The sequence below is a fragment of the Halocatena marina genome, from assembly GCF_023276375.1.
In the GTDB taxonomy this organism is placed as follows: domain Archaea; phylum Halobacteriota; class Halobacteria; order Halobacteriales; family Haloarculaceae; genus Halocatena; species Halocatena marina.
Genome location: NZ_JALLPK010000001.1, coordinates 2,573,005 through 2,586,339 on the forward strand (window position 1 = coordinate 2,573,005; position 13,335 = coordinate 2,586,339).

Here is a 13,335-nt window from a genome sequence, read left to right on the forward strand (position 1 = left end):
ATATCGATCCGCATCGAATCGCCATCGAAACCAATCTATTTCAATTCGCTCTGGTTCGTCAGCTACCCGTTGGATATCATCTGACTGAGATATCGATGCTCTTCGTTTGTGTGTAGTGTTCGATCGTTTCTTGTGCGCGCTCGCGTCCGATTCCGGACTGCTTGTAGCCACCGAACGGCATTCCGGTCGGGAAATCGTTGTACTGGTTGACCCAAATCGTTCCAGCTTCGAGATCGGCTGCGGTTCGGTGTGCCTGATCGATATCACTCGTAACGACGCCCGCAGCGAGACCGTACTCGACGTCGTTTGCCAGTTCGATCATGTCATCGTACTCGTTCCACGAGAACACTTCGAGAACGGGACCGAAGATCTCCTCTTGAACAGCCGGGTGATCGTGATCGAGATCGCGGACGATCGTCGGAGTGACGAAGCATCCGTCCGCGAGCGCTTCGTCGTCCGGCACGCCACCGCCGGTCAGCATCGATGCTCCGGCTTCGCGCGCAGCATCGAGGTAGCCCAACGTTCGCTCGCGTTGCTCCTCCGAGACCTTCGGACCAAGTCGAGTGCTGTCGAGCAGCGGGTCGTCTATCGTGAGCCCTTCGGCCGCTGTGGCCAACTGATTGAGGAACTCCTCCTCGATATCCTCGTGAATGAACAGCCGTGATCCCGCAGTACAACACTCGCCGGTGTTGTAGAAAATTGCGAAGATTGTCGTCTGTACTGCCCGATCGAGATCTGCATCTGGGTAAATCACGATCGGGTTCTTCCCGCCCAGTTCGAGTGTCACGTCAGTAACGTTCTCAGCCGCGTTTTTCATCACCTGCTTTCCGATCGCTGTCGATCCAGTGAATGCGAGTTTACGCACGTCTGGGTGTGTCGTGAGTGGCTCACCAGCATCGGAACCAAAGCCAGTAACGACGTTAATAACACCATCAGGGAGTACGTCGTCGATCTCCGCCATCAGCTTCAGGACAGACAGCGGCGTCTGTTCTGCTGGTTTCAGAACGACCGTGTTGCCAGCAGCGATCGCCGGTGCGAGCTTCCACGCTGCCATCAGTAATGGAAAATTCCACGGAATGATGGCACCGACGACTCCGTAGGGTTCTTTGATGGTTGTAACGCGGCGAGAGCCGTCCGTCGGAACGGTTTCGCCTTCGGTCGCGCGCGTTATGCCGGCAAAGTATCGGAAATGCTCGGCAGCGAGATGAACGTCAGCTCGTGCTTCGTTGATTGGTTTACCGTTGTCGAGCGTTTCGAGACGCGCGAACGCTGTGCGCTCCGATCTGATCCGATCGGCGATGGTTTCGAGCGTCCGCTGGCGCTTCGAGGGCGAAGCATCACCCCAATCGACGAATGCGTCTTCTGCGGCTGCGACAGCTCTGTCGATGTCTGCTGCGTTTCCGGACGGAAGTTCCGCGAGGACATCGCCTGTCGTCGGATCGCGTGTCTCAAACGTCTCACCGGAATCGCTTTCGACCCACTCGCCACCGATGTAACACCCACGCTGTTCGGGGACAACTGCTTCTGCAGTCTCTTGGTGTCGTTCATGAATTTCCGCTCGTCGTTCGCTCGCTGACGCTGCTTCAGATTCGGTTTCGGATGCCATACAAAAGTGGAACACGCCCGCCACATAAGCCTGAACGGTTTGTTCCCGAAATTAATTGAGATGTGCTCTCACTCCTGAAGCCGCCATCGGGCACAAGACGTTCAATCGAGACGCTTAGCCTCGGCAGCGAACTCCTTGATGATCTGCTCTTCGGCGCGATGGAGAACTCCGCTCACCGCTGATGGATTGACATCCAGCGTGCTTGCCAGATTAGTGAGCGAACAGCCTCGCGGACTATCGTAGTACCCTCGCTCGATAGCTTCAGTAAGAACGTCCCACTGACGGTCTGTCAGCAAGTCAGTCATCTCGACCGACTGGGTGATTGAGAGGATCTCGAATGAAACGTCGGCCGTCTCAAACTCCGTCTGGAGCTGAGACAACCGCTCCCACGACGTGATCGTTTCGACGGTGAGCCAGCCGTCACGCAGAACCGTGGGATACTGTGGCAAGATTCCCGCAGCCCGTGCCGCTGCACGCGCCGCAGGTTCGCTGGTCTCGTACTGGACCAACACAGTCTGCTGATCGGTCCGTAACACCTCAAATGATCGCACATCCGATGCCTCATCGAACAGCTGACAGAGAGCCTCGGGGTCAGTAGTCTCCGCTTCGACGATGACGCGCAAACCGTCCTTCATGGGATGGGAGGCGAAGATCCGGAATTCATCATCCGGATGATCGATCGAAAATGCCACCAACGAATTATGCGATGGCTTGATCCGGAGCCACACTCGGGGCATGCCTTTGGTTAGCGGTCTGCTGACTTGATCGCGTGGGTGATGAACATATTCACGCGAACAGCCACAGCACACCCGCTCGTTCTCTGATTAGTGACACAGATAGTCATCCGAATCTATCCAAGCACAACAGTTGATAAAAATGAATTTGTGAATTTCGCTCGGAGAATGTCGGTGAACGAGGCCGCACGATGAGCGGACGGAGTAGCGGTGGTGGTCACAGAAAAACAGGTTCGTACCGAATTATCGCCATTCTGTGGGTGCTCGTATTTGTTTCCGGCTGTCAGATGCTCATTATTGCTCCTATTCTCCCACAGATCAGCGGCCAAATCGCTGTCTCGGAGTCGCTCTTAGGAACGCTCATCACCGCATACGCTGTTTCCGTCGGTGTTTTTGCGCTCATCACAGGACCAATCTCGGATCGGATCGGGAGGCGCCGAATCCTTCTCATCGGTAATACGATCATGACCGTTGCACTCGTCCTTCATTGGTTCGTGTGGGATTTTGCTTCGCTCTTTGGCGTTCGTGCACTCGCGGGCGTCGCCGGGGGAATTCTCAACGGCGCATCGCTCGCGTACGTCGGTGATTACTTCCCACGCGAACAGCGAGGGTGGGCAAACGGTTGGTTGTTCACAGGGATGGCAGCCGGACAGATTGCAGGGATTCCAGTGGGAACGCTCATGGCCGAACAGGTCGGGTTCCGGTTCCCGTTTCTCGTCTTTGGCCTATTGCTGGCTGTGGCCCTTCTGCTCCTCTGGATGTACGTCCCCGATCCAGATGTGGAGCTCTCGGATCAACTAACGATCAAAAGTGCACTCGAAGGGTACGCAGTGTTGTTGCAGCGACGTGATGTTGTCGCGGCGATTGCGATCTTCGTAATCATGTTCGGTGGAAACGCACTCTATATCACCTATCTACCGACGTGGCTCGAAGCGACACTCGATGCTGGCGGTGAAACCATTGCTACACTGTTTTTCTTTGGTGGCCTGGGAAGCATCCTCGCCGGGCCTCGCGCCGGAACGCTCTCAGATCGCGTCGGTCGAAAGCGTATCATCGTTGCTGCGTCTGCTTGTCTTGCCATTGTTATGCTCGCAACAACATCGCTTGCAGTCAGTATGTGGGTCACGTACGGGCTGTTTTTCGTCGTCATGGGACTGTTTACTGCGCGTGCGACACCATTCCAAACGCTGTTGACAGAGATGGTTGCAAGCGACAAGCGAGGATCATTTCTCAATCTCACACTCGGGATGGGGCAGATCGGCTCTGGACTCGGTGGTGGACTCGCGGGCGTTGCCTACGCGAGCGTTGGCTATGGAGGAACGACGCTGAGTGCAGCAGCCGCAATGATCATCATCGGGATTCTCGTATGGGTGTTTCTTCCAGAAACAACACAGCAGACCAGAGATGGCTCAGTTGTACTTACCCCTGAACGACGTACCAAGAGCGGAGAGAAGTGAATCAGTCGCTTATCCGAGTCGTGGGAGCTTTCCGAAGTTCAGCAGCACTGTTTTCGTCTGTCGATAGCTCTCAAATGCTTCTTCATCGAGCTCTCGTCCGAGACCGGACTGTTTGTACCCACCATGAGGAACGTGATCGAATAAGTCGTTGTAGGTGTTGACCCAGACAGTTCCGGCTTCGAGCACCTCGGCTGTCTCGTGAGCCGTCTCTACGTCGGTCGTCCAGACGGCAGAGGTGAGACCGTACTCCGTATCGTTGGCTTGTGCGATCATTTCCTCACGGTCGTCCCACTCGATGACGCTCACGACCGGCCCGAAAATCTCGTCACAAGCGACTGTGTGATCGTTTTTAACATTTGTGAGCACTGTCGGCTCGAAAAATGGAGCACCCGAAAGCTCGGGATCATCGGGCTGTCCACCACCGACGAGCACGTCTGCCCCTTCCTGAAGGGCTGTATCGACGTAGCTCTGGACGCGGTCGAGATGCTTATGGTCGACAAGCGGACCAATGTCCGTCAACGGCGCAAGCGGATCACCAACTGTGAGGCGCTCCATTTCGCTCGTGAAGCGCTCTAAGAATTCATCACGCACGTCCGAGTGAACGAACAGCCGCGATCCAGCAGTACACTGCTCGCCTTGGTTGAAGAACGAGGCGATGAGCGTCCCTTCGACCGCTTTTTCGAGATCAGCGTCAGGGAAGATGATGTTCGGACTTTTTCCACCGAGTTCGAGTGACAGCGCCTTGATGTTCGTCGCTGCACCCTCCATTACACTCCGCCCAGCGGCGGTCGATCCAGTCATCGAGACCTTTCGTATCTCAGGGTGGTTCGTAATACGCTCACCAACTTCCGGACCTGTTCCTGGAACGACGTTTATCGTTCCCGATGGGAGATGCTTCTCCATCGTCTCGACTGCTTCGAACGTCGAGAGCACTGACCGCGGGGACGGTTTAAAGACGATCGTATTGCCCGCCGCGAGCGCAGGACCCATCTTCCACGCGAGAAACATCGACGGGAAGTTCCACGCACTGATCTGGCCGACGACGCCGTACGGTTCGCGGCTCGTGTACGCGAGTTTCCCCGACGCGCTCGACGGACGGCGGCCGTCGTCGGCCGTCCGTGCTAGCCCAGCGAAATAGCGGAACTGATCGATCATGATCGTTGCGTCGACGAACAGCGCGTGCTGATTTGGCTTTCCCATCTCCAGCGAATCGATTCGCGCCAATTCGGTCTTGCGTTCTTCTAATGCATCGGCAATGGAATCGATGGCGTCCGCTCGCTGTGCTGCCGAATACTCACCCCACGTCTCATCAAACGCAGTTTGGGCAGCCGCTACCGCCTGATCGACATCTGCTGCAGTGCCGCGCCAGTACGTTGCCAGCGTTTCACCAGTCGTCGCATCGATCGCCTCACACTCCTCACCCGCCTCGCTTTCGACTCCTTCGCCTCCAATCCGTTGTTTGTATGGATCACTCGAAAGAACGCTTGCGGCGATTTCGCGGTGGCGCTCGATGATCTCCTCATCCACGGTTCCTCGGTCACTATCGAAGTTCTCGCGTTGCATACGTCGTTCAGTGATGGGTATCCATCCGCAGCCTGACACACCCATGTGCGTGACTCACATATACGTTTGTGAACAGAATGAAACTACAAGACTGTGGCTATCTCTTCAATTACTTCATCCGTGAATCATCACCGAAAAAGATCACACGTGCCCAGCTGCTCAGACGCGGAGGACAACCGGGGTCGGACGCGTACCCACCCGTCGGTGACGACGCCCCCGTATCCCTCGCCCGAGCATTCGATGCCACCAACCACGCTCGTACCGCCACCAAACGGAACGACTGCGATGCTCTCAGTGGTTGCCCACGCGAGCCGTGTCTCGATATCCGTCTCATCGCGCGGCGTAGCGACGATATCCGGTGGTGTCTCGAACTCACAGTGAAATCCACGAACGAGATCCCGATATGCCTTCCCGTAGGTGTGATGTGCCCGTGCTCGTTTCGATCGAGTGCAGAATGATTCGAGATCACTGGGGATATTGATGCGCGCGTCTGGAAGCACAACATCCTCGAACGATGGCATATCGAGCATCGGTCGCTCCGGAAATCCGAGTTGGTTCTCGATACGAGCCTTTAGTTTTCGTCGGTCGTCATTGTTCGGAAGTCGGTCGGCGTAGCCCCACGCCCAGAAGCTCTGTTCACGCCCGTTCGTATCAGACATAATGGACATCGAGAATCGAACGAGAATAACAGTAGCGCAAAAGCGACACCCAGAAATCGATAGAATATCCATGGGAGTTGATTCTAAAAGATCAGAGACAGAGGAAGTGGAGACTCCAGAAATCGCCCGACTGCACGGGGTAACAATCCAGATATGGAGCGCTGTATTCAGCAAGGTTTAACGGTTAGACAGCAATAGGTGGGGGTAACATGGCGAGTAACAAGATTCTCGGTATCGATCTCGGTACCACCAACAGTGCATTTGCTGTGATGGAAGGTGGCGATCCCGAAATAATCGTTAACGCGGAAGGGGACCGTACAACGCCCTCTGTGGTAGCGTTCACCGACGATGAGCGACTCATCGGTAATCCGGCGAAAAACCAAGCCGTCCAGAACCCAGATCGAACGATCGAGTCGATCAAGCGACACATGGGTAAGGACGGATACACCGTCGACATCGACGGTGAGGAGTACACCCCCGAAGAGATTTCGGCGATGGTTCTCCAGAAAATCAAGCACGACGCCGAGGAGTATCTCGGTGATGATGTAGAGCGTGCTGTTATTACCGTTCCTGCGTACTTCTCCGACCGACAGCGTCAGGCAACGAAAGACGCTGGTGAAATTGCTGGGTTCGAAGTCGAGCGTATCGTCAATGAGCCGACGGCCGCCTCGATGGCGTACGGCCTGGAAGACGATTCTGACCAGACTGTTCTCGTGTTCGACCTCGGTGGTGGCACCTTTGATGTCTCAATTCTCGATCTCGGTGGCGGTGTCTACGAGGTTGTCGCCACGAACGGAGATAACGAGCTCGGTGGCGATGACTGGGACCATGCAATTATCGAGTGGCTAGCCGACGACTTCGAGGAAGAACACGGTGTGGACCTCCGAGACGACCGGCAAGCACTCCAGCGGCTGAAAGACGCTGCCGAGGATGCAAAAGTCGAGCTCTCCAGCCGAAAGGAGACGAGCATCAATCTCCCGTTCATTGCGACGACGGACTCTGGTCCGCTCACGCTCGAAACGAAACTGTCACGCGCAAAGTTCGAGGCTCTCACGGAGGATCTCGTCCAGCGGACGGTCGAGCCAACCGAGCAGGCGCTTGCGGACGCTGACTACTCGAAAAGCGACATCGACGAGGTCATCCTTGTCGGTGGATCGACCCGGATGCCGATGGTCCAAGAGCAGGTCGAAGAACTCACGGGACAACAGCCGAAAAAGAACGTCAATCCGGACGAAGTCGTTGCACTCGGCGCGGCCATTCAGGGTGGTGTCCTCGGCGGCGAGGTCGACGACATCGTGCTCCTCGATGTGACGCCGCTCTCGTTGGGTATCGAAGTCAAAGGAGGGCTATTCGAACGACTCATCGAGAAGAACACAACCATCCCGACCGAAGAGTCGAAGATCTTCACTACGGCCGCCGACAACCAGACAAACGTTCAGGTGCGCGTCTTCCAGGGCGAACGTGAGATGGCGAACGACAACGAACTCCTCGGTGAATTCCAGCTTGCTGGGATCCCACCCGCACCCGCTGGCACACCACAGATTGAGGTGACGTTCAACATTGACGAGAACGGCATCGTCAACGCTGAAGCCGAGGACAAAGGCAGCGGTAACGCCGAATCCATCACCATCGAGGGCGGCGCAGGGCTCTCTGATGACGAGATCGAGAACATGAAAGCGGACGCCGAAGAGCACGCTGAAGAAGACGAAAAGCGTCGTGAGCGTATCGAGGCACGCAACGATGCTGAATCGTCCATCCAGCGAGCCGAGAAACTTCTTGAAGAGAACGAAGAGGACGTGAGTGAAGAGCTTCGGGAGGATATCGAGTCGGCTATCGAATCCGTCGAAGAAACACTAGAGGACGACGACGCCACGATCGAAGAGCTGACCGACGCAACAGAAAACCTCGCAGAAGAATTGCAGGAAATCGGGAAGCAGATGTACCAACAGGCCGCACAGGCCGACGCTGCTGGTGGCCCAGGTCCAAATGGAGCAAGCGCGGGAGCCGGTGCAGGAGCAGGCCCAGGTGCAGGAGCAGGTCCAGGCGCAGATCCCGGTGACGCGGACGGTGAGAACGAACGCGAGTACGTCGATGCTGACTTCGATGACGTAGACGACGAACAGTCGTCGTAAAACAAAGAGAGCACCGCTACCGACTCTTCATTTCTGTCGTCCTATTCGGGGTAACTTACTGTAAAGTGCGTCGTGAAAACAGGAAGTCCCGTCTGCAGCAAGTCCCCAAGCAAGGCTGAGCAGAGGGGGGTTGTTCACTCGTCTAGTATCATCGGGAGGCTATCCACGTGTTCGATGACTGCGTGTGCGCCTGCTCTTTTGAACGCTTGGCGGCCGTCTTCGTCCGAGAGACCACCGGTCTGGACACCGATACCGTAGTAGTCGCGGTCGGGATCGGTTTCTGTCGCGTTCGTGGCAGTCTGGATGTCATCGAGCGTATCGCCTGCGAACGCAATGCGGTTGGCATCGAGCCGCTCGGCGAGTTCGATCAGGGCGTCGGGCGCTGGTTTGCCCGGCGTCTCGCTGTCCATCGTGAAGAGATATTTGTCGGGAACAGTGAGACCGACTCGATCGAGCGCGATGGCTGCTTCAGTAGCTGGTCGTCCGGTAACAACGCCGACATCCCATCGTTTCGTTAGCGTATCGATGGTCTCAGAAGCGGCAAGCACTGGCTCGTCATAAACGAAACCAGAGGTATCGAGATCCGGCTCGCTGTCGTAGAAATCACGGTATAACTCGCTTCCGAGATACAGCTGCTGGAAGACGTCTGTGAGACGATCACGCTTCCACTTCGCGTGGATACGTTCTCGCGTGTCGGGATCGACCGCGTTCACAACAACGGTCCGAGCGCCTTCGAGTCCACCACCGCTCGCCTCAATTGCATCGGTGAACGCCGCGAGATCACGGTCGAATCCTTCCTGACATGCGAGGATATACAACGCCGTGGCGTGTGTCAGTTCCCAATCGTTGTTGAAGCCGCCTGCGTTCTTGAACGACTGCACGTCCGCTTTCGGGATCGTATCGTCATAGACGTGCATAACAGACTCGACGATGGCCCGACGATACGAATCTGCCACATCGATGAGCACCCCATCAATGTCGAGAACGACGGCTTCGACCGATATCACGCGATCTCACCTTTTCTGGGGCGAACACGAAAGAGTGTCTCTCCCGAAATCGTCTCGGAGGTGACGGGGAGCAGCGGTGGATCGGTGCCGAGCGTCGTAAACAGACAGTCTGCCTCATTTTGACGGGCAACAGACCACAATGGTCGCTGGAGTTCGGGGGGACAGTTCAATGCATACAACGCGTCTCCGTCCGCATAGACAGTCGATCGAGGGGATGTAATGTCATCACGTATAAATGTGACGCCGTCGGGAACCGAACAATCGTGGATATCGATCGCAGTCACGCTCGCGCGGCGAGCGAGGGCTTGTGCTATATCGGTCCGATTGCCGATTCCGACTTCGATGAGTGTCTCATAGCGAGCGAGACGGTCAACCAGCGCCTCACGCGTTCCGGGTGTCGTCACGTCGGGATGTTTATACCCGATCCGTTCTAATCTTTTTCTATGCATGTCGACATCGTGCCGGTCGGTGATGTCCCCGCGGCGGTAAAGCGTGAGGCATCGTCTGGTCTCCGCTCCGTATACGGATGTGATGTTACAGTCCACCAGGAACAGGCGATTCCCAACGGGGCGTACGATTCAACTCGGAACCAGTATCGTGCTGAGGAGTTCATCGAACTTGCGAGTCATATTGGAGCAGGTGGGAAAAATATTGCAGTCACTTCGAAGGATCTCTTCTACCGTCGCCGCAACTACGTTTTTGGTCTCGCCTATCTCGACGGCAACGGGAGCGTCGTTTCTACCTATCGCCTCCAGACGTCCTCCGATGGGGGCCTCGCCACCAAATCGGGAAGTGAAGTGTTCAATGATCGAATCCGGAAAGAAGTGATCCACGAAATCGGTCACACGCTCGGACTCGAACACTGTGACAACAAACGCTGTGTGATGAACTTTTCACCGACCGTTCGAGAAGTCGATGTGAAAGAGCAGTTCCTCTGTGGAAGTTGCAGCCGAATCGTCCACCGATAAGTACGTATTCACTGTCGCCAGTGCCAGCAGCAAATCTGTCCGATCGTTACCTTCACGCTACTACTCCGTTGTTCTACATTCGTCCACTCTCGTCCGAAATCTGTACCACTTTCTATTCAGTATGAGTCAATGTACTCTTCAAGAGATAATATATTTGACTTATATTAGCGAAAGATTTGTACTGTTGTAAGCCACATTGTTCACATAACTACTATGAGAGGGGACACCACGGTTCGGATAGGGGCTGCGTTGATACTGATCGCATACTGTGCCCTCATCGCGGCGTTATACGATCCGTTGTCAATCCCCATCGATTTCGAAGTAGCGCTGCCGATTGCGCTCATTGTCGGCGTGGGTCTGATCGCCGTCTGGTATCGATTTCAGGCCACACCGGTACTATAATGTAACAGACAGTGCGTCGTACCGTTCCAGAAAGCAGCTAATTGTAATACGATCGCGGTAGATTCGTCCACGGCAGATTTCAGCTGTGTTCTGTCTCGGATGAGTGTCGGAGGACAGATCAGCTTTCGTTTGTGTCGACCGCATAGTAGTACTCTCCAGCCGCCTTTTGCTCGCGGTCGAGTTGGCTTTCGGGTTTGTTGATTCGTGGTCGTGCCGTGCGCTGGTCGCGCCGGAACGTGATTTCGAGGTTACCGAGGAATTCGTTCATTCCCTCACGCATTCCGACTGGTGGCGTCGCGTGCCCGGCCATCGAGGGAGTACCATCAAACACCAGTAGCCGGTCGGCGAGGAGATCGATCATATAGATGTCGTGATCGATAACGAGTGCTGTTGCGTCGTGGTTTTCGGTGTATCGACGGATCGCACGCGTTGCGAGAACACGTTGTTCGACATCGAGATGTGCCGATGGCTCATCGAGCAGGTAGAGATCGGCGTCCTTCGAGAGACAGGCAGCGATGGCGACTCGCTGGCGCTCACCACCAGAGAGGTCAGTGAGGGTCTGCTCCATGATTCGTTCGAGTTGCAGTGGTTGGCCGATCTCCGTCTCCCAGTACGAGGAACCGAACTGGTCGGTGATAGATGCGAGGAATGAATCGACGCGCATCGGCTGATCGATTTCAATGTACTGCGGTTTGTACGCGATATCGAGGTGTGTCTCAAGGGCACCGTCCGTCGGTTTGATTGATCCCGTCAGCAACTTTGCAAACGTGGATTTTCCGATGCCGTTCGGACCGACGACGCCAAGGACTTCGTTTTCACGAATTGTTCCGCTCTCAATCTGTAGTGAGAACTCGTCCTCACCGTATGACTTCACGAGATCCGGGTATTCGATCAGTACGTCACCCATCGAGGCAGTTCGAGGAGCGTGTTGCTCGAACTCGATTGCCTCCGGGCGAATCCGCATGTTTTCGTTTTCGAGATAGCCCGAGAGATACTCGTTGATCCCCTGACGCGTCGATTTTGGATCAGTAATGATACCGAACGCACCCGGCTCACCGTAAGCGACGTGGATGGTGTCTGCGAGCAGATCGAGCACCGCGAGGTCGTGTTCGACGACGAGCATCGAGCGATCGTTCGCGGCGAGATCACGGATGAGTCGAGCTGCACTCACCCGCTGGCCGATATCGAGGTACGGGGTGATTTCGTCGAGAAAGTAGAAATCGGCATCGCGGGCGAGCGTCGCTGCGAGCGCAACGCGTTGGAGTTCGCCTCCCGAGAGCGTGCCAATCTTCTGATCCACAATCGGTCTAATCGATAGCCGATCGATAAGATCGTCAACCACGCCTCGTTCGTCGGTTCCTTCCAGCAGTTCGCGCGTCTTTCCATCGAACTGATTCGGGATTCGATCGACGTACTGGGGCTTGCGCGCGACCGTGATACCACCGTGTTGCATATCCTCTAGATACGTCTGGAGGTCCGTTCCTCTGTACTCGTCGATGACAGCGTCCCAGTCAGATCCTGTGTCGTACGCACCGAGATTCGGGACGATTTCGTCGGCAAGGATGCGAACAGCGGTCGTCTTCCCGATGCCGTTCGGTCCGAGGATACCGGTTACCGTTCCCTCCTGCGGTGCGGGGAGCCCGTAGAGAGCAAACGCATTCTCGCCGTAGCGGTGAACCGGTTCTTCATCGAGTTCCTCGGGGAGGTTGATGATCTCGATAGCGTCGAACGGGCACTTGACGACACAGATCCCACAGGATTCACCCAGACAGATCTCTTCGGAGATGCGCACCTGATCGGGCGTCCCTTGAACAGTGTCTTCGCCCCGTTTGGTGATACACTCCTTTCCCGTCCGATTTGGGGGGCAGTAGTTCGCGCACTCGTAGTTACAACGATCGGGCTGACAGCGATCGAGATCGACAACGGCGATGCTGTCCTCAGCCATTAGACGGTCACTCCCGCAGTGAGGAGGATCGTCAAGCAAACGAACCAGAACGAGAATGTCATGAACGCGACGTAGAGAATATCCTTTCCGGAGAATTCATCGACGATACCACTTGCCTTGAGCAGCGGAAACTGTACTGCGATAGCCGCTGCGAGCACGTAGAGCACAGTAGAACTCGTTGCAACATCTGTCGGAGCCATGTCTCCGACAACAACGAGCGACCCGAAGGCTGCACCAATCCCAAGGATGGCGGCCAGCGCAGTGACTGTCACCCCGCGGATATGGGCAGCGCGGGAATCAGCCGTATCGGTTGCCATGCCGATGAATCAGCAGTCTGGGAGCAAAAGCCGTTCGGTTGCGCTTACTCGTCGACGCAACACCGTGTTGCCATCGGTCACCAATACACTTGATTGACATATTAAACAGCTATCTTCAATGTCCTCTCATGTATCCGTAGAGTTCGATGTACGCAATGGGTACCAAAAGCTGCCAATTTCGATTTGTCAGCATAACTTGCCTCAATCTTTATACGCCCTGGACGTGTGAGTATCGAGAAAATGAGTGATACGACTGCCGAAGGGCTTGTCGACCTCCCCCCGAGTGCGAAACTCGTCTTCAAGGTTCTCGAGTACAACGGTCCACTAACCCAGAAAGGTATTGTTGAAGAGTCGATGCTGTCCGCGCGCACTGTCCGGTATGCGCTCGAACGGCTTGAAGGAATTAATGCGGTCGATGAGGATGTCTACTTTGCCGACGCCCGGCAGAATCTCTACGAGATCACCGGCGAAATTCCGGCAGAGAACGCTGAGACTGCCATTTGTAACGACTGAAGCGCTGCTGATAGGCGTGAAAGTATACAAAA

13 protein-coding genes are annotated in these 13,335 nt (G+C 55.6%); 5 read left to right on the forward strand and 8 right to left on the reverse strand.

Annotated elements, in window-relative coordinates; all coding sequences use genetic code 11:
* Positions 1-76: 76 nt before the first annotated feature.
* Complete coding sequence (locus tag MW898_RS11775; protein WP_248907432.1) at positions 77-1,606, reverse strand: aldehyde dehydrogenase family protein; 1,530 nt, start codon at positions 1,604-1,606, stop codon at positions 77-79.
* Positions 1,607-1,707: 101 nt separating this feature from the next.
* Complete coding sequence (locus MW898_RS11780; RefSeq protein ID WP_248907434.1) at positions 1,708-2,343, reverse strand: helix-turn-helix domain-containing protein; 636 nt, start codon at positions 2,341-2,343, stop codon at positions 1,708-1,710.
* Positions 2,344-2,531: 188 nt separating this feature from the next.
* On the opposite strand from MW898_RS11780, the gene MW898_RS11785 reads away from it, so the two are divergent.
* Entirely contained in the window at positions 2,532-3,797 is a 1,266-nt protein-coding gene (locus MW898_RS11785; RefSeq protein WP_248907436.1) for an MFS transporter, read from the forward strand.
* A 9-nt stretch (positions 3,798-3,806) separates the two neighbouring features.
* Here MW898_RS11785 and MW898_RS11790 read toward each other — a convergent pair whose 3' ends face one another.
* Together MW898_RS11790 and MW898_RS11795 are read right to left on the reverse strand one after the other, a co-directional pair.
* On the reverse strand, positions 3,807-5,360 hold the full coding sequence (locus MW898_RS11790) for an aldehyde dehydrogenase family protein (RefSeq protein ID WP_248907437.1): 1,554 nt from the start codon (positions 5,358-5,360) through the stop codon (positions 3,807-3,809).
* 128 nt (positions 5,361-5,488) lie between these two features.
* A complete protein-coding gene (locus MW898_RS11795) occupies positions 5,489-6,019 on the reverse strand; it encodes an FAD-binding protein (protein ID WP_248907439.1) in 531 nt (176 codons plus the stop codon).
* Between the two features lie 209 nt (positions 6,020-6,228).
* On the opposite strand from MW898_RS11795, the gene dnaK reads away from it, so the two are divergent.
* A complete protein-coding gene (dnaK, locus tag MW898_RS11800; protein ID WP_248907441.1) occupies positions 6,229-8,151 on the forward strand; it encodes a molecular chaperone DnaK in 1,923 nt (640 codons plus the stop codon).
* Positions 8,152-8,285: 134 nt separating this feature from the next.
* Here dnaK and MW898_RS11805 read toward each other — a convergent pair whose 3' ends face one another.
* Both MW898_RS11805 and MW898_RS11810 read right to left on the reverse strand, forming a co-directional pair.
* Entirely contained in the window at positions 8,286-9,155 is an 870-nt protein-coding gene (locus MW898_RS11805) for a TIGR01548 family HAD-type hydrolase (protein WP_248909763.1), read from the reverse strand.
* The gene (locus tag MW898_RS11810; RefSeq protein WP_248907442.1) at positions 9,155-9,607 is read right to left on the reverse strand and encodes a UPF0146 family protein; all 453 of its coding nucleotides are present in this window, start codon (positions 9,605-9,607) and stop codon (positions 9,155-9,157) included. Before MW898_RS11810 ends, MW898_RS11805 begins: the two co-directional genes overlap by 1 nt.
* On the opposite strand from MW898_RS11810, the gene MW898_RS11815 reads away from it, so the two are divergent.
* Positions 9,602-10,126: an archaemetzincin family Zn-dependent metalloprotease gene (locus MW898_RS11815; RefSeq protein ID WP_248907444.1), complete on the forward strand. Its 525-nt coding sequence runs from the start codon at positions 9,602-9,604 to the stop codon at positions 10,124-10,126. The two genes, MW898_RS11810 and MW898_RS11815, sit on opposite strands and share 6 nt — an antisense overlap.
* A gap of 213 nt (positions 10,127-10,339) precedes the next feature.
* Complete coding sequence (locus MW898_RS11820) at positions 10,340-10,528, forward strand: hypothetical protein (RefSeq protein ID WP_248907446.1); 189 nt, start codon at positions 10,340-10,342, stop codon at positions 10,526-10,528.
* Positions 10,529-10,646: 118 nt separating this feature from the next.
* Here the strand turns inward: MW898_RS11820 and MW898_RS11825 are convergent, their stop codons facing one another.
* Positions 10,647-12,473: a ribosome biogenesis/translation initiation ATPase RLI gene (locus tag MW898_RS11825; RefSeq protein ID WP_248907447.1), complete on the reverse strand. Its 1,827-nt coding sequence runs from the start codon at positions 12,471-12,473 to the stop codon at positions 10,647-10,649.
* Positions 12,473-12,790, reverse strand: coding sequence for an EMC6-like membrane protein (locus MW898_RS11830; protein WP_248907449.1), 318 nt, complete (start codon positions 12,788-12,790; stop codon positions 12,473-12,475). The genes MW898_RS11825 and MW898_RS11830 overlap by 1 nt, the downstream gene beginning before the upstream one ends.
* Positions 12,791-13,030: 240 nt before the next feature.
* Between MW898_RS11830 and MW898_RS11835 the strand changes: the two genes are divergently transcribed.
* A complete protein-coding gene (locus MW898_RS11835) occupies positions 13,031-13,303 on the forward strand; it encodes a MarR family transcriptional regulator (RefSeq protein WP_248907451.1) in 273 nt (90 codons plus the stop codon).
* Positions 13,304-13,335 lie beyond the last annotated feature (32 nt).